This is a genomic window from Microbacterium sp. NPDC058342 (assembly GCF_042723935.1).
Taxonomy (GTDB): domain Bacteria; phylum Actinomycetota; class Actinomycetes; order Actinomycetales; family Microbacteriaceae; genus Microbacterium.
In genome coordinates, this window is record NZ_JBHXID010000003.1 from 171,113 (window position 1) to 187,533 (window position 16,421).

17 protein-coding genes are annotated in these 16,421 nt (G+C 69.0%); 5 read left to right on the forward strand and 12 right to left on the reverse strand.

Annotated features, from left to right (window positions below; genetic code table 11):
• Positions 1–51 precede the first annotated feature (51 nt).
• The 11 genes from ACFWHT_RS14610 to ACFWHT_RS14660 form a co-directional block, all read right to left on the reverse strand.
• Positions 52–1,650, reverse strand: a complete 1,599-nt coding sequence (locus ACFWHT_RS14610; protein ID WP_378829844.1) for an acyl-CoA carboxylase subunit beta — start codon at positions 1,648–1,650, stop codon at positions 52–54.
• A gap of 91 nt (positions 1,651–1,741) precedes the next feature.
• Positions 1,742–2,440 (reverse strand): hypothetical protein, encoded by a 699-nt coding sequence (locus ACFWHT_RS14615; protein WP_378829846.1) that lies wholly within the window; start codon positions 2,438–2,440, stop codon positions 1,742–1,744.
• Positions 2,441–2,595: 155 nt separating this feature from the next.
• Positions 2,596–3,141: a hypothetical protein gene (locus ACFWHT_RS14620; RefSeq protein WP_378829848.1), complete on the reverse strand. Its 546-nt coding sequence runs from the start codon at positions 3,139–3,141 to the stop codon at positions 2,596–2,598.
• A gap of 172 nt (positions 3,142–3,313) precedes the next feature.
• The gene (locus ACFWHT_RS14625; protein WP_378829850.1) at positions 3,314–3,844 is read right to left on the reverse strand and encodes a hypothetical protein; all 531 of its coding nucleotides are present in this window, start codon (positions 3,842–3,844) and stop codon (positions 3,314–3,316) included.
• A gap of 302 nt (positions 3,845–4,146) precedes the next feature.
• On the reverse strand, positions 4,147–4,686 hold the full coding sequence (locus ACFWHT_RS14630; RefSeq protein WP_378829853.1) for a hypothetical protein: 540 nt from the start codon (positions 4,684–4,686) through the stop codon (positions 4,147–4,149).
• Positions 4,687–4,766: 80 nt separating this feature from the next.
• On the reverse strand, positions 4,767–6,188 hold the full coding sequence (locus tag ACFWHT_RS14635; RefSeq protein ID WP_378829855.1) for an HNH endonuclease: 1,422 nt from the start codon (positions 6,186–6,188) through the stop codon (positions 4,767–4,769).
• Positions 6,151–6,315 carry a hypothetical protein gene (locus ACFWHT_RS14640; RefSeq protein ID WP_378829857.1) on the reverse strand — a complete coding sequence of 55 codons (165 nt, stop codon included), beginning with the start codon at positions 6,313–6,315 and terminating at the stop codon, positions 6,151–6,153. Before ACFWHT_RS14640 ends, ACFWHT_RS14635 begins: the two co-directional genes overlap by 38 nt.
• Before the next feature lie 37 nt (positions 6,316–6,352).
• Complete coding sequence (locus tag ACFWHT_RS14645) at positions 6,353–6,658, reverse strand: hypothetical protein (protein ID WP_378829859.1); 306 nt, start codon at positions 6,656–6,658, stop codon at positions 6,353–6,355.
• A 77-nt stretch (positions 6,659–6,735) separates the two neighbouring features.
• Entirely contained in the window at positions 6,736–7,653 is a 918-nt protein-coding gene (locus ACFWHT_RS14650; RefSeq protein WP_378829861.1) for a hypothetical protein, read from the reverse strand.
• A gap of 84 nt (positions 7,654–7,737) precedes the next feature.
• A complete protein-coding gene (locus tag ACFWHT_RS14655; protein ID WP_378829862.1) occupies positions 7,738–8,430 on the reverse strand; it encodes an NTP transferase domain-containing protein in 693 nt (230 codons plus the stop codon).
• A gap of 252 nt (positions 8,431–8,682) precedes the next feature.
• The gene (locus ACFWHT_RS14660) at positions 8,683–9,399 is read right to left on the reverse strand and encodes a hypothetical protein (RefSeq protein WP_378829863.1); all 717 of its coding nucleotides are present in this window, start codon (positions 9,397–9,399) and stop codon (positions 8,683–8,685) included.
• Positions 9,400–9,499: 100 nt separating this feature from the next.
• Here ACFWHT_RS14660 and ACFWHT_RS14665 point away from each other — a divergent pair, with 100 nt between their 5' ends.
• Genes ACFWHT_RS14665 through ACFWHT_RS14675 form a run of 3 tightly spaced genes read left to right on the forward strand, consistent with a single transcriptional unit; the run spans position 9,500 to position 12,531 of the window.
• On the forward strand, positions 9,500–10,687 hold the full coding sequence (locus tag ACFWHT_RS14665; RefSeq protein WP_378829865.1) for an ATP-binding cassette domain-containing protein: 1,188 nt from the start codon (positions 9,500–9,502) through the stop codon (positions 10,685–10,687).
• The gene (locus ACFWHT_RS14670; RefSeq protein WP_378829867.1) at positions 10,663–12,231 is read left to right on the forward strand and encodes a hypothetical protein; all 1,569 of its coding nucleotides are present in this window, start codon (positions 10,663–10,665) and stop codon (positions 12,229–12,231) included. Before ACFWHT_RS14665 ends, ACFWHT_RS14670 begins: the two co-directional genes overlap by 25 nt.
• Positions 12,232–12,264: 33 nt before the next feature.
• Positions 12,265–12,531: a DUF3039 domain-containing protein gene (locus tag ACFWHT_RS14675; RefSeq protein WP_378829869.1), complete on the forward strand. Its 267-nt coding sequence runs from the start codon at positions 12,265–12,267 to the stop codon at positions 12,529–12,531.
• A 42-nt stretch (positions 12,532–12,573) separates the two neighbouring features.
• Here ACFWHT_RS14675 and ACFWHT_RS14680 read toward each other — a convergent pair whose 3' ends face one another.
• On the reverse strand, positions 12,574–13,893 hold the full coding sequence (locus tag ACFWHT_RS14680; protein ID WP_378829870.1) for a nicotinate phosphoribosyltransferase: 1,320 nt from the start codon (positions 13,891–13,893) through the stop codon (positions 12,574–12,576).
• A 91-nt stretch (positions 13,894–13,984) separates the two neighbouring features.
• Here ACFWHT_RS14680 and ACFWHT_RS14685 point away from each other — a divergent pair, with 91 nt between their 5' ends.
• Positions 13,985–15,457 (forward strand): glycoside hydrolase family 3 N-terminal domain-containing protein, encoded by a 1,473-nt coding sequence (locus tag ACFWHT_RS14685; RefSeq protein ID WP_378829872.1) that lies wholly within the window; start codon positions 13,985–13,987, stop codon positions 15,455–15,457.
• 15 nt (positions 15,458–15,472) lie between these two features.
• Positions 15,473–16,411, forward strand: a complete 939-nt coding sequence (gene murQ / locus ACFWHT_RS14690; RefSeq protein ID WP_378829873.1) for an N-acetylmuramic acid 6-phosphate etherase — start codon at positions 15,473–15,475, stop codon at positions 16,409–16,411.
• Positions 16,412–16,421: the final 10 nt, after the last annotated feature.

Below are 16,421 nucleotides of genomic sequence, written 5' to 3' on the forward strand. Positions count from 1 at the left end.
CCCCGTGGGGTGCCGCCGGGTTCGCAGCGACGGCGCCTGCAGCTGTCGCGTTCACAGCGGGATGTTCCCGTGCTTCTTCGGAGGCAGCTCGGCCCGCTTGCCCTTCAGCGCGCGCAGCGCCTTGGCGATGGCGACGCGGGTGTTCGCCGGCTCGATGACCCCGTCGATCTCGCCGCGCTCCGCCGCGAGGAACGGGGAGGTGACGCTGTAGGTGTACTCGTTGGCGAGGCGCGTGCGGACCGCTGCGACGTCTTCGCCGGCCTCCTCCGCCTTCTTGATCTCGTTGCGGTAGAGGATGTTCACGGCACCCTGACCGCCCATGACGGCGATCTCGGCGGTGGGCCAGGCGAGGTTCACGTCGGCGCCGAGCTGCTTGGAGCCCATGACGATGTAGGCGCCGCCGTAGGCCTTGCGCAGGATCACGGTGACCAGGGGCACCGTGGCCTCGGCATACGCGTAGATGAGCTTGGCGCCGCGGCGGATCACGCCGGTCCACTCCTGGTCGGTTCCCGGCAGGTAGCCGGGCACGTCGACGAGGGTGACGATGGGGATCGAGAACGCGTCGCAGAAGCGCACGAACCGGCTGGCCTTCTCGCCGGCCTCGATGTTGAGGGTTCCGGCCATCTGGGAGGGCTGGTTGGCGATGATGCCGACGGAGCGGCCTTCGACGCGGCCGAAGCCGATGACGATGTTCGGGGCGAACAGCGGCTGCACCTCGAGGAAGTCGCCTTCGTCGACGACGTGCTCGATGACGGTGTGGATGTCGTAGGGCTGGTTGGGGGAGTCGGGGATGATCGCGTTGAGGCGCTGATCGGCATCCGTCGTCTCCCATTCGAACGCGGAGGCGTAGCCGGGGAGCTCGGCCATGTTGTTGTCGGGCAGGAAGCTGAGCAGGGTGCGCGCGTAGTCGATCGCGTCGTCCTCGTCGTCGGCGAGGTAGTGGGCGACGCCGGAGCGGGTGTTGTGGGTGTGTGCGCCGCCGAGTTCCTCCATGCCGACGTCTTCGCCGGTGACGGTCTTGATGACGTCGGGACCGGTGACGAACATCTGGCTGGTCTTGTCGACCATGATGACGAAGTCGGTGAGGGCGGGGCCGTACACCGCGCCGCCGGCGGCGGGACCCATGATGATGGAGATCTGCGGGATGACGCCGGAGGAGCGGGTGTTCATCTTGAAGATCTCGCCGTACTTGCTCAGCGCCAGCACACCCTCCTGGATGCGCGCCCCACCGGAGTCGAGGATGCCGATGACGGGCATGCCGCTGGTCAGGGCGAACTCCATGATCTTGATGATCTTGTCGCCGGAGACCTCGCCGAGCGATCCGCCGAAGGTGGTGAAGTCCTGCGAGTAGACCGCGACGGTGCGGCCGTGGATGGTGCCGATGCCGGTGACGACGGAATCGCCGTACGGACGGTTGCGGTCCATGCCGAACGCTGTGGTGCGGTGGCGCACGTACTCGTCGAACTCGACGAAGCTGCCGTTGTCGACGAGCAGTTCGATGCGCTCGCGGGCGGTCATCTTGCCCTTGGCGTGCTGCTTCTGCTTGGCGATCTTCTCGGGCTCGACGACGGCTTCGTCGAAGCGCGCGCGGAGGTCCGCGATCTTGGCGGCCGTGGTCGAGAGGTCAGGCGTGTCCGTCACGGGTTCCACCTTATCGCCGGGGTCCGCCGCGACGTTGGATGCTCGCCACAACGGGTGCCGCGTTCATTTGGTGCTGCTCGCCACATGCGGTTCGTGGGGTTCAGCAGCCGGCGGCTGTGGGGGTCTCGTTGCAGGTGTGGGCGACGAGGGCGGTGCGTGCTTCGTAGATGCGGATGTCCTGGGGTGGGCCGGGGATGGTGAGGGTTCCTGTGATGGGGAGGTATCCGGTGCCGAGGTCGATCTCGGCGGTGTAGATCGTGTCGACGGATGCGTTGTAGGTTCCGCGTTCGGTGTAGACGTGGCTGGTGTCGGTGGGGGAGAACTGTGGGAGGTTCAGAGCCTCCCAGCTCTTGCCCGCCGTGCTGCTCGTGCGGTGCTCACCGTCGCCGTAATGGAAAGTGAAGGAGGAGGGTGTGAAGCGTGCCGTGAGTGGGTAGCCGAAGAGCTCGCCGTCTCTGGTGTGGGCCCGCGCGTCGGCGGTGAAGTTGGTGGGCAGGCCCGCGACGCCGAGGTTGCCCGGTTCGCCGGTGAGAGAGCTGGGAGCGGGCGAGAACGACGCCAGGTCCGTGATCGTGATAGGTGGAGTTGCGGTACCATCTGGCGCCGCGGGGGTAGCGGCTTCGTACGCGGCACGCGGGATGCAAATGGAATTGGCTCCGCCGAACACTGCCGCGCATTTCTTGTAGGCCTCGGTGTCCTTGTAGGCCTGGGATTCAAAGGCTTGAGCCTTTGAGTCCTTGTCGGTTTTCGTGACCTTCGTCCGCCCGGGTGCGTGGTCGCCGGAGCCGTCCTTCGTCATCGTTCCTCGGGCCTCCGCGGAGTCCGCGGTCAGCGTCGGGTCGGGACACCCACCCAGTGCGAGCTTGATCTCTTTCGTGCACCGTGGTGCGCCGGCCACCGCTGGTGAAGCTACCTATGCAGTCATGATGATGAGCATGGTCGCTGCGAGTATTGTCAGCTTGCGCACTGCTCATCATCCTCATCGAGCTCCGCTGTGATGACGTAGCGTGTGTCGATCCAGCTCATTTCGACCCTCTGCGCAACTGCTGATGGTCGGTCGATCGGAGTGACGTCTTCTCCGGCAGCATTCACTGTCGTGATCTTCGATGCATCAAGGCACACAACGACAGCCAACCTCTCGCCGTGTGACTCGATTGATCCCCCGACGGGGAGGAATTTCGTCACCGTCGCGCTTCCCGTGGTTTTCAGGCCAGCAGCTTTGAGGTCCTGGCGGCCTCGGATGTCCGCATCAAGTGCAGTGCCCGTGAGGTAATCTTGCGGATTCGACTCTTCGTTCCCGTTACGGCGAGCATTGCCCGCATCGTTGTACGCCCGGTATGTCTTTTCGGCCGCGGCGAAGGCCTCCTCGTCGGAGGAGAACAACGCGGTCTTCGTCGGCTGCGGCTCCGGCGGGGGAGTGCATGCCGTGAGTACTCCCAGCGCGAGCAGGCCGGCGGTCAGCGCGCCGACGACGCGGGCGGAGGATTTCGCCGGAGTCACCCGGCCACGGTAGCCCGATCATCGGCACCCGCGCAGAAGTTATCCACAGGCGCGTCCAGTGGCACAGTGGAGCGACCGTTCAGAAGGGAGTGGCGCCGCCCTGTCCGATTCACTCGATCACGCTGTCGGAACGCAGCGACGTCGGATGCCCGCCACATGCGGTTCGTGGGGTTCAGCAGCCGGCGGCTGTGGGGGTCTCGTTGCAGGTGTGGGCGACGAGGGCGGTGCGTGCTTCGTAGATGCGGATGTCCTGGGGTGGGCCGGGGATGGTGAGGGTTCCTGTGATGGGGAAGTATCCGGTGCCGAGGTCGATCTCGGCGGTGTAGATCGTGTCGACGGATGCGTTGTAGGTTCCGCGTTCGGTGTAGACGTGGCTGGTGTCGGTGGGGGAGAACTGCGGGAGGTTCAGAGTCTCCCAGCTCTTGCCCGCCGTGCTGTTCGTGCGGTGCTCACCGTCGCCGTAATGGAAGGTGAAGGAGGAGGGTGTGAAGCGTGCCGTGAGCGGGTAGCCGAAGAGCTCGCCGTCTCTGGTGTGAGTCCGTGCGTCGGCGGTGAAGTTGGTGGGCAGGCCCGCGACGCCGAGGTTGCCCGGTTCGCCGGTGAGAGAGCTGGGAGCGGGCGAGAACGACGCCAGGTCCGTGATCGTGAATGTGGGTGTCGCCGGCTCGTCGTCCTCGGGAAGCGGCTCGTCTTTCGAGGGCACAGGGACGCACCGGACCATCAGACCCCAAGCGATGTCGCACCACTCGAACGGATTCGGCTCGCGAGGCCTGGGTGCGGAGCCGGTGCCGACGTTCACGACCGGATTGGTCGAGGCAGACCTATCGCCTTGATGATGAGCGGAATCACCGGTGCGCTCGATCACCGAACCGACATCGATCCCGCGGCCGTCCTCGCTGACGTCGGTCCAGACTTGATCGAGACCGACTTGTTCCGGTGGGGGTGGAGCGGCTCCCATCTGCACGGTGAGCGCGAATATGATGCCGGCCGCCGCGCTCGACGCCCTCAGCATGGGAAGTCTCTAGCGATCACGTTTGACCTGATAACCAGCCCGGTGGGCGTCTGGCCCTCGGTCATCTCGATCTCGAGCGGTTGTCGAGCTTCTCGTTCTTCGGGCACAACGGACTTGCCCCCGGCGTCCAACAGATCGACATCTGAGGCATCGGCGCACAATCGGACGGTAACGATTCCGTCGTCAAACGAGATTGGAGTGAACGTGTCGAACCTCGTTACGCCCGAACGGGAGACGTTCTCGGCATAGTAGGTGCTGTAGTTCTTGCGACTGGCCGCTTCGGCAGGATCTTCCAACCAGTCATAGACGGGCTCGATTGACTCGGGTTCCGAGAGGTCCGCCGCATTCACCGCGTCCGTGTACGCCCGATACGTCTCTTCGGCCGCCTCGAACGCCTCCTCATCCGATGCGAACAGTGCGGTCTTCGTCGGCTCGGGCTCCGGCGGGGGAGTGCATGCCGCGAGCATTCCCAGCGCGAGCAGGCCGGCGGTCAGCGCGCCGACGACGCGGGCGGAGGATTTCGCGGGAGTCACCCGGCCACGGTAGCCCGATCATCGACACCCGCGCAGAAGTTATCCACAGGCGCCGTCGGCGGGCGCAACGGTGCCACCGTTCAGAAGGGAGCGTCATGAGCGAGCGCGGCCCAGTCGGCGGGGCCCGGAGGTGCCGTGTTCGGCGTGGCCTCCGGTTCTGAGGGCACGAACATCACGCGTCGTGGCGGACGGTCGAGGTGGGTGGCGCCGTCCGGTCCGATCCACTCGATCACGCCGTCGGAACGCTGTCGTGCGGACCACCGGTGCTCGTCGGGGATGTCCGGATGCTTCAATGCGTGGTGCGTCCGGCACAGGTGCGCGAGGTTGGTGATGCTCGTCGCGCCGCCCCTGGCGTGGTCGTGCGTATGGTCGGTCTCGCAGCGGTGGACCGGCATGCGGCAGCCGGGGAAACGGCAATGCTGGTCCCTGGCCCGCAGATACCGGCGCATGCCCGCGGTCGGGACGTAGGTGTCGGTGTGCGTGACGAATCCGTCGGCATCGAGGAAGAGACGCGTCCAGCTGGTCGCGCTGCCGGCCAGGCCCCGTGCGATGTCCGGATCGAGGGGCCCATGACCGTCGAGCTGTGCCGGGCGATCGTCGTGGCCCGCGAGTGTCGTCGCGGCGACCGTCACCTGCACGTGAGCGGTGATCTTCGCGAGATCGGCTCCGAAGACGTCGGACGGCGCCGCCGTGAGAAGTTGATCGATGAGCAGTTCGGCGCGGATGCGACCGAGGCTGCGAGGATCCTGCGGAATGGGGAGTGGATCCGGACGAATGGCGAGTGCACGATCGTACGCCTCCGCGACCTGCGGATCGTCGAGCGGATCGGTCGCCGGCACCCAGGTTCCCTCGAAGGCGCACCCTCCAGGGTGGAACGGGTCGACGGTGTAGGTGTCGGCGATGCCGAAGATCGCGGTGGAGTCCACCGAGCCGTCGGGCATCAGCTCGGGATCGTCGCTGCGCAGCTCGACAGTCGGATGGTCCTTGATCTCGCGAGCCTGCGCGGTGAGTCGTTCCATGATGGCGACGGCCTGGTGCATGGGAAGCAGCGCCATCAGAAGTCCCATGTCGTCGTCGCGCGGCCGCACCGACACGAACTGTTCGTCGAGCGCGGCGCGGTGGCGCTCCAGGACCGTCTGCGGTGCGAGAGCGGCGGCGAGTTCGCGAACATGCGCCCGGGTGCGCGCCGGGGCCTCTGCTTCGGCGAAATCCAGGGCGCCGGCCTCGAACAGTCGCAGCCGATCCGCATCGACCGCGCCCTCGTTGATCGCCTGCAGCAGAGGGGCGGCGGCGCGCACGATCTCCCGGACGTGCGCGCCGGTGACGTCTCCCGCGGCGAACGACGCGCGCAGCGCGGGGAACACCTCGTGCAGCAGCCGGGCATCGCCGAAAGCGTGCTCGACGCTGCCCTTGGCGATCTTCCCCGCTGCGGAGAACTCGGCGACCATCGACCGCCAGATCGCGTCACGGTGCATCGGCGTCTCGGCGACGTCCGCGTCCATGAGCGAGACGCTCGGACAGCAGCTCCGCTGAGCGGGCTTCGAGCGCGGCGATCTGCCGACGGGTCCGGGTCCACTCGCTCAGCAGCACGTTCTGCTGTTCGAAGCGGCGGATGACCTCGGCGTCCATGCATCCAGTATAGAACAAAGTTTCGAAGAAGGGAAGGTCATGCGACGAATCGCCAGACGTACTCGAGCCCGTCGTGCTGTCGGAACCAGGCGATGGTGAGGACCAGCTCCTCGTCCCCCGAGTCGCACAGGCAGATCTCGACCGTCTCGCCCGGCAGTACCTGACCCCAGAGGTCGACCAGCTCGCCGCCGACCGCATCGCCGCGCATGACCTTCACGAAATCGACCGGTTCGCGTCCGGCGTTCATCACGATGGGGTGCGTGTGGTCGCGGCGCGTCACGACCCAGGGAACGCAGTACGCGGTCGGACGGGTCGGCTGGGTCGGGTCGATGGGTTGGAGCATCCCGCCACGCTAGGAGCGCCGACGGACCCTGCGGCCGTACAGAAAGGGGTCGTGACGGTGAGTGTGGAGAAGTGCTCTCAGCTCTCGGCTGTGGAGGGGTAATCGCCGCTTTCGGTCGCCGAGGAATTCTTGGTGGCCACACCCTCTTCTTTCCTGCGCCGCGGCAGCCGGGAGGCGACGTTCGCTCCGATCAGGCGGGCACCGTGCAGCATCCTCCGTTCGATCCTGTCGCTCCCCGGTGCCGGCTCGAGCTCCGCGGGGAGCCAGGCGGGAGCGGTGCCGAACGCGAGGCGAGAGTTGCTCAGCACCCGGCGTCCGAGCAGGTGATTGCCGGCGCCGCCGATCACCGCACCGACGCCGAACGGCAGGGCCTTGCCGATGAACGATGCGCCGCCGCGCGAGGCGAACTGACGGATGAACGCGGACTTCAGCCGATCGACCAGAGGCCCGACGGCTGCACGCGGAAGAGACTTGGTCACCAGTTCGCCCCAGTAGGACGAGCGTGTGGTTCCCTTGCCCGAGGCCTGCCGCGCCAGCTGAGAGACCAGGTCGACGCCCTCCTTGCCCAGCATCAGCGCCATGACGAGCGCGCGTGCGCGCTCGGGACTCTCGATGGCGATGCCGTGCACCTCGGCCACCGACTGCGCGAACAGGGCAGTCGATTCCATGAAGCCCAGCGTCTCCACGCCGGAGAGAGCGAGCGTGACGCCCGTGCCGATGCCAGGGATCACCGCGGTCGCGCCGACGGCCGCCCCGCCCGTCGTAACGGCGGCGAGGTAGCGGGTCTCGAGGATGCTCACGATCTGCTGCGGGGTCGCGTGCGGGTGCCGGAGGCGGATGCTGCGAATGTGCGCGACCACGAGGGGGCGCTGCACGGCGAGCACGCGGTCGAGGCTGCGGGCCGTGAAGGACCGGTCCTCGGTGGAGACGGGCGCCTCGGGCGGCAGTGGCGCCCCATCCGGGAGGATGTAGAGCTTGTGGACCTTGTCGGACATGGGGTGATCCTATGCGCGGCGACCGCGAGAATGCCGAAAGCCGTCTCCCCCGGGGGAGACGGCTTTCGTGGAAGTCGCGAGGGGTCAGACGTAAAGGTTCGCGCGCTCGAGGTCCTCGGCGAAGTCGATCTCCACCGCATAGAGATCGGAGACGTCCATCGGCTCGAGCAGCAGACCGTCTTCGGCGATCGCCAGTTCGAGACCTCGCTCGAAGTAGTCCTGATCGTCGACGCGCTGCAGCTGGCGCATGAAGGCCTTCTTGTCCGCCGCCGAGATGTAGTTGATGCCGACGGCCTCGCCGAGACCGCCCTTGACCGTCTTCGAGAGCTCGTTGATGAAGCCCTCGGCGGTCACGGTGTACTTGACCTCTTCGTCGCTCACCTTGGAGGTGTTCACGGTGACGAAGGACTGGTCGCGCTCGATGAACTCGATGGCGCGGCCCAGGATGCGCGGATCGAAGACGACGTCGCCGTTCATCCACAGCACCCCGCCCTTGCCCGTGGTGCTCAGCGCACGCAGCAGGCTCTTCGAGGTGTTGGTGACGTCGTACCGCTCGTTGTGCACGTACTTCGCGGTCGGGAAGGCTTCGATGATCGTCTCGGCGCGGTAGCCGACGACCGCGGTGATCCGAGCATCGCGGCCGAAGGCCGCGCGGATGTTGTCGTGCTGCTGCTGCATGATCGTGCGTCCGTCGCTCAGCTCGGTGAGCGGCTTCGGCAGCGCTCGGCCGAGGCGCGAGCCCATTCCGGCTGCGAGGATGACGGTCTGAAGAGTCACGATTTCTCCTAGAAAGAACTTGTGTTCACTGTCGATTCATCGACGGGACACCTCTTCGTGCCAGGGCAATGCTACTGATCCGACCTGGGAGAGGCCCGGTCGCACCTGCCCCCGTTGCCGTTTCGTGACCGTTTGCACACCTTCTCTTCAGGGTCGCGAATGGCTCGACCCACGCCGGGAAGGGTGTCTCCCGCTTGATACCGTAGTACCCGTGACAGCTTCGATCGATTCCGGGGACGACCGCGACACCTCTCAGAACGCGGATGCCGCTGAATCCCCCGCCGTCGAGAAGAAGTCGAGCTCTTCGCCTGCGAAGCCGGCGACGACTGCGGCGAGGCCGTCCGCGGCGAAGAAGCCCTCGTCGGCGAGAACGGCCTCCACCGCGAAGGCAGCTGCCTCGAAGTCGTCTGCCGCGAAGGATTCTGCGACGAGGACCGCCGCGGTGAAGAAGGCCGCGACGACGAGCGCGGCCGCGAAGTCGGATGCCGGGAAGCGCACAGCGGCGGCGACCGCGGCGAAGACCGCCGCGGCACGACAGGCCGCGTCGGTGGCGGCTGAGGCGAAAGCCTCCACCAAGGCCGCATCGGCCAGGACCGCGGCGGCCAAGGCAGCGGCCGCGAAGGCCGGCGCCGCCAAGGCGACGGCCGAGACCTCGCCCTCCAAGGACACGACGGCGAAGAAGACCGCTTCGAAGACGAGTTCTGCCTCGAAGACGAGTTCTGCCTCGAAGACGAGTTCTGCCTCGAAGATGAGCTCTGCCTCGAAGACGAGTTCTGCACCGAAGAAGTCGACCGCCTCTGCGAAGCAGGGGACCACGCCGAAGCCCGCCGCGAAGAAGACGGCGGCATCGACGACCGCGAAGAAGCCGGCGACGGCAGGGGGATCGAAGACGGCGGCTTCCAAGCCGGCGACCTCGAAGCCGGCGACCTCGAAGGCGGCGACCTCGAAGGCGGCCCCTTCTCGGACCACCGCCTCGAAACGGTCCGCGTCGAAACCCGCCGCCGAACCGCAGGCGCTCGATACGCCGCTGATCAGCTACATCCCCGCGCTCCCGGCGACCGAGCCCGCGGTGGACTCAGCGCCCGAGACCGCGCCCGCCGTCGAGCCGGTCCGTCGCCTGACTGCGGCCTCGAACAGCGCCGCCGCTCCCGCCGAGGCACGTCCTCCCCGCCGCATGCCCGCATCGGCCACCTTCGCGACCGAGGCCCCGGACGAGTCGCCGGCGGAGGCGGTGGAATCGGCGCCCGCGGGTCCGGAGCTCACCGAACCGGAGCCGACCGAACCGGAGTCCGCGCCGGTCGACGAACAGACGCCGCCGACGCAGGCGGTCACCTCGCCTCCCGTCGCAGAAGATCCGGCCGATTCCGTCGCGTCCGGGAGCGCCGATCCCGTCGACGCGAGCACCGCTCCAGCGGGCGCTGCCGAGCCGGAGGCATCCACTGCCCCGACGGCCATCGCCGAACCCGAGGCCGCCGACTCCGGTGCCTCCGCGGAGCAGACCGACGCCATCCGCATCCGCGGCCTGGTGAAGCGCTTCGGCGACTCGACCGCCGTCGACGGCATCGACCTCACGGTTCCCGCCGGATCCTTCTACGGTCTGGTCGGACCCAACGGCGCCGGAAAGACGACGACCCTGTCGATCATCGCAGGTCTCCTGATCCCCGACGCGGGCACCGTGCACATCGGCGGCATCGACCAGAAGGCGAATCCGCTCGGCGCGAAGCGCGTGATGGGCGTGCTGCCCGACAGACTGCGCACCTTCGACCGCCTGACGGGTCGTCAGCTGCTGCACTACTACGGCCAGCTGCGCAGGCTGGAGCGTCCGGTGATCGAGAAGCGCGTCGCCGACCTCGCTCGTGCCTTCGACCTCAGCGAAGCACTCAGCCGGGTGGTTTCCGACTACTCCGCGGGTATGACGAAGAAGCTCATGCTCGCGGGGGCGATGATCCACTCGCCGCGCGTGCTGGTGCTCGACGAGCCGTTCGAGGCCGTCGACCCGGTCTCGTCCGGGGTGATCCTCGACATCCTGCGCTCTTATGTCGCCCACGGCGGCACGGTGATCCTGTCCAGTCACGGCATGGATCTCGTCGAGCGGGTCTGCTCCCGCGTGGCGGTGATCGTCGGCGGCGAGGTGCTCGTCGAGGGCACCGTCGATGAAGTGCGCGCGGGTCAGACGCTGGCCGCGAGGTTCGTCGAGCTCTCCGGCGCCGGCGGCGAAGTGGAGGGGCTGGAGTGGTTGCACACGTTCTCCGGCTGAGGCTCGCCCTGCTCGCCGGTGCGCTGCGCGGCGAGCGCCCCGGGCGAACTCTGCTCGCCCTCCTTGCGACGGCCGCGATCACCGTCGCCGTGTGCTTCGCCGTGCTGGGACTCGGGAGTGCGCCACTGGCCACCGGCCGGACGGTGATCGTGCTGGGCGCGGCGGCCGCATTCCTCGCCTTCTTCCTCGGGCCGATGCTGACCGGCACGCCCGATCAGCTCGACCCGCGGCGATTCGCACCGTTCGGCGTGGACGAGAGGCGGATGCCGTGGATCCTCGCTGTGGCTTCGCTGATCAGCGTGCCGAGCCTGGCCCTCATCGCCGTCAACGTCCTCTTCGTCATCACCGCGATCGCCCTGGGCGGCATCGCCTGGCCCGTCGCGGCCCTCGCCGGGCTGGTCGGAGTGCTCTCCACTGCGCTCGTGGCGCGGATCGGGATGGCGATCAGCGCGCTCGCCCTGCCGGAGCGGCGCTCGCGCGAGCTGACGGTGCTGTTCACCATCCCCGTGATCGTCATCGCCTTCCCCGTGGCCGCGTATTTCGCGTCGCTCAACTGGGACGGGCACGTGCCGGATGCCGTGCGGGCGGCGACCTCGGTGGTCGGCTACTCGCCGCTGGCCGCGCCGCAGGCGTTCCTCTTCCACGTGGCCGCCGGCGAGACCGCGGCGGCGTGGACGAGCGGTCTGATCGCCCTGGCATCCCTCGCCGGACTCCTCGTCCTCTGGGCCTACCTGGTCCGCCGCCTCCTGACCACCACGGAGCGCCCGTACGCGACCCGCGAGCGGTCGGGACTCGGCTGGTTCGGGACGCTCCCGGCGGGCGCCTTCGGTGCGGTCGCCGCGCGCAGCCTGGTGTACTGGCTGCGCGATCGTCGCTACATCGTGAACATCCTCGTGGTTCCGATCGCGGGTGTGCTGACGGTGTTCCCTCTGATGGTGGCCGGCGTCCCGCTCTGGGCCGCCGCGCTCGTGCCGGTGCCGATCATGGCGCTGTTCTTCGGCTGGCTGCCCCACAACGACGTCGCCTACGACTCGACGGCGCTGTGGATCCACGTCGCCAGCGGGGTGCGGGGGCTTCCCGATCGCCTGGGTCGTCTGGTGCCGGTGCTGCTCGTGGCCGTTCCGGTGCTCGCCGTGGCGGTCTCGGTCACGCTGGCGTACATCGACGAATGGCACCTGTTGCTGCCGCTCATCGGGCTGGCGTCCGCGCTGCTGCTGACGGGCCTCGGGATGTCGAGCATCGCCTCGGTCGTGGCCCCGTACGCGGTCTCACGACCCGGCGACAGTCCGTTCCAGCAGCCGCAGCGCTCCTCGGCGCACGGCTCGTTCGGCGCGGCCGGCACCTTCCTGGGCGCGCTCGTCTTCAGCGCCCCGACGCTGTGGTTGTTCACCCTCACGGTCATCGAGGGCGAGCAGCACGCGCCCGCCGCGTTCTGGGTGGGCGTCATCACCGGCGTGCTGGTGCTCTTCGGCGGCGCCGCGGCGGGTGGGGCGATCTTCGAGCGCAGCGGTGCGAAGCTCATGGAGTTCGTCGAGACCACCTGAGCCGGCGTGCTCTGCGGCGGCTAGAATCACGGCATGAGTACTCCGCTGGACAGCCCCGATCAGGGTGGCGTGGCAACACTTGATCGCGAACTCGAAGAGCTTCTCCGCGAGGAGAATGTCGAGCCCGGCGACCATGAGCGCTTCTCGCACTATGTCAAGAAGGACAAGATCCTCGAGTCGGCGATCACCGGCAAGCCCGTCCGGGCCCTCTGCGGCAAGAAATGGACGCCAGGGCGCGACCCGGAGAAGTTCCCGGTCTGCCCGACCTGCAAGGAGATCTACGAGAGCATGATGGGCTGATCCCGCCCTCGGGAGGGATCAGGCCGACCGCCCTCGGAACGCCTACCCGGCGTCCTCGAAGACGGTCGGGATCGCGGGATCGGACTTGCTGAGCGCGAGCGCCCGCACGGGTAGCTCCTCGCGCACGCGCAGATGATGGGCGCGTGCGGCCTCGGTTCCCGCCGCTCCCTCGTGAGACGCGTCGATCTCGCCGCCGTCCACCAGCACGACCTGCAACGCACGGGCATCCGGGTGGTCGGATGGGGTGTCGACCTGCTCGAAGCCATCGGCGACCGAGACCGTCTCGGCGAAGGCGACGCCGCCGTCCAGCGAGCGGAACGCCGCCTTGCGGCCGCCCTTTGATCCCTTGTCGGTCGACGCCTTCGCGACGGCGACCCAGCCTCCGGCGGAGTCCTGACGCGCCACGAGCTTGTACACCATGCCGGCGGTCGGATAGCCCGAACCCGTGACCACCGAAGTGCCGACGCCGTAGGCGTCGACCGGGGAGGCGGCCAGGGCGGCGATCGCGTACTCGTCCAGATCGCTGGTGACGGTGATCTTCGTCTCCGTCGCGCCGAGTTCGTCGAGCTGGGCTCGCACCTCGGCGGCGACGATGGGCAGGTCTCCCGAGTCCAGGCGCACCCCGCCGAGGTTCGTGCCCGCGACGCGGATCGCCGTCTCGACGCCCGTGCGGATGTCGTAGGTGTCCACGAGCAGGGTCGTGCTGACTCCGAGGCTCTCCACCTGCGCGCGGAAGGCGTCCTCCTCGCTGTCGTGCAGCAGCGTCCAGGAGTGGGCGGCCGTGCCCATGGTGGGAATGCCCCACTGCCGGCCCGCCTCGAGATTGCTCGTCGCGCCGAAGCCCGCGATGTAGGCGGCGCGTGCTGCGGCGACGGCGGAATGCTCCGCGGCGCGCCGCGAGCCCATCTCGGCCAGCGGGCGCTCGCCGGCGGCGATGCTCATCCGCGAGGCCGCCGTGGCCACGGCGGAGTCGTGGTTGAGCACGCTCAGCGCCAGCGTCTCCAGCACCACGGCATCCGCGAAGCTGCCCTCGACGGTCAAGATGGGGGAGCCCGGGAAGTACAGCTCGCCCTCGCGGTAGCCGCGGATGGTCCCCGTGAACCGGTACCGCTCGAGATAGCCGATGGCGGCGGCATCCACGACGTCGTTGTCCCGCAGGAACCGCAGCTCGTCCTCGCCGAAGCGGAACTCGCGCAGCAGCCGAAGCAGGCGCCCGGTGCCGGCGACGACCCCGAAGCGCCGTCCGCCGGAGAGCCGTCGGGAGAACAGCTCGAAGACCGAGGGCCGGTGCGCCGTGCCGTCGCGCAGCGAGGCGGCGAGCATGGTCAGTTCGTAGCGGTCGGTCAGGAACGCGGAGCTCATCCGCTCAGTGTATCGACGCGGCGGATCGGGGATACTGAGGACCGTGCCGGAAGCCCCGGCGCCCCGTGCTGCGACACAGGAGGAGCCGAGGATGGCGCACGCCGACGAGCTGGAGCGACTGGTCAACGGCGTGCTGTGGCCGGGATTCCTGGGTGAGGGCGTCCCCGACTGGCTCGCCGAGGCGCTCGGCGACGGGCTGGCGGGCGTCGTGTACTTCGCTCAGAACCTCGGCGGTGACACCTCGGCTCTCAGTGCGCGCATCCACGGGATCTCGCCGAGGGCCCTGATCGGGATCGACGAGGAGGGCGGCAGCGTCACGCGCCTCGAGAGCCGTACCGGATCGACCCTTCCCGGCGCAGCCGAGCTGGGCGCACTGGACGACGTGGACGCCACGAGGGCGACAGGGTACGAGATCGCCCGGCGGGTCGACGCCATCGGCGCGGATGTCGTGATCGCGCCCGTCGCCGACGTCAACACCGACCCGCGCAATCCCGTCATCGGAGCGCGTGCGTTCGGGGCGACGACCGACGTCGTCAGTCGTCACGTCGCCGCTGCCGTGCGCGGCATCCAGGCCACGGGGCTCGCCGCCTGCGCGAAGCACTATCCCGGCCACGGCGACACCCACACCGATTCGCACCACGACCTTCCGCGCATCACCCTGAGCCGAGAGGAGATCGAGCGGGTGCACCTGCCGCCGTTCGCCGCGGCGACAGATGCGGGAGTGTGGGCCATCATGACCGCGCACATCGCGGCACCGCACTGGGGTGCAGCGCCGGCCACGGTCAACCCGCGCGTGCTCGCAGGACTTCGCGACGCCGGGTTCGACGGCGTGATCGTCACCGACGCCCTCGACATGGCCGCCATCCGCGAGAGCGTCGGCATCGGCGGCGGGGCAGTGCGGGCGCTGGCCGCGGGCGCCGATCTGCTCTGCATCGGCAACCCCACGAACCCCGGGGCGGCGATGCTCCCCGATCAGGACGAGCGCGACTACCGGTCGGCCCGTGATGCCGTCGTCGCCGCGGTCCGCGACGGCGAGCTGCCGCGCGAGCGCGTCGAGGAGGCAGCGTCGCGGGTGGCGGCGATGGCGCGGGCCGTGCGCGCCCGCGGTCCGGTCGCCGAGGAGCCCTTCGACGCCGAGGGGATCGCCGACCGCGCGCTGCGCATCGACGGCGCCCCGCAGGCGCTCGCCGACCTGCCGACGAGAGTCATCGACCTGCGCCGCGCATCCAGCCTGGCCGTCGACAGCGCCGCCTCCCACGTCGCGCTCGCGCTCGCCGCGGGCGGCGACATCGTCCGCATCGATCCCGAGAGGGTGACGGATGCCGCCGTCGATTCCGCCGCCCGCGCGGCCGGCGACGCGCAGAGCGTCGTCCTCGTCGACCGGATGGACGCGGATGCCCCGCAGCGCGCCGTGCTCGAGCGCATCCGCGCCGTGACGCCTGACATCGTCGCCGTGAACGTCGGACTCCCCGTCGACGGCGCGGGCGCCGTGATCACCGCATCCGCCGCGAGCCTGCTCGCCGCCCGCGCCGCCCGACGGGCACTGCTCGACCCGAACCGCTGAGAATCCGGAGACGCCATGACCGACCGCGCAGAGCTGCGATCCACCCTCGACACCTTCGCGACCGAGCGCATCGATCCGCGTTTCGCCGGGCTCGACCTGCTCGACACCCGCGCGCAGGTGCAGCTGATGGCCGAACAGGGGCACCGGGCTGCGGATGCCGTCGATGCGGCGAGCGGGAGCATCGCACTCGCCGTCGACGGGATCGTCGAGCGGATGCGTCAGGGCGGCCGGCTCATCCACATCGGCGCCGGCTCTCCCGGGCGGCTGGGCGTGCTGGACGCCAGCGAGATCCCGCCCACGTTCGGCGCCGACCCGGGGCTCGTCGTCGGCGTCATCGCCGGGGGCGACCGGGCACTGCGCTCGGCGGTGGAGAACGCCGAGGACGACGCCGCCGCCGGGGCTGCGGCGCTCGCCGAGCTGGAGGTCGGCCCACTCGACAGCGTGGTCGGCATCTCGGCATCCGGGCGCACGCCGTACGTCATCGGTGCGCTGCGCGCCGCCCGGGAGCGCGGCGCCCTGGCGATCGGGCTGTCCGGCAACCACGACGCGGCGATGTCCGCCGAGTCCGACATCGCCATCGAGGCGGTGGCCGCCCCTGAGATCGTCGCGGGCTCCACGCGGCTGAACTCCGGCACGGCGCAGAAGATGGTGCTGAACATGCTCTCGACGCTGGCGATGGTGCAGCTGGGCAAGGTGCACGGCAACCTCATGGTCGACGTGCAGTCGACCAATGAGAAGCTGCGCGCCCGTGCCGAGCGCATCGTCATCGCGGCCACCGGCTGTGAGCCGCAGGCCGCCGCGCAGGCGCTCGCGGCAGCCGACGGCTCGGTGAAGCTCGCCATCGGGATCGTCTCGTCGGGTTCGGATGCCGCGGCGGTGCGCGCGGCGCTGGCGGCGTCCGGCGGGCGCCTGCGCGATGCGCTCGCCGCGCTGGGCGCCGGCGCGGCCGAATAGCGGACGGCGC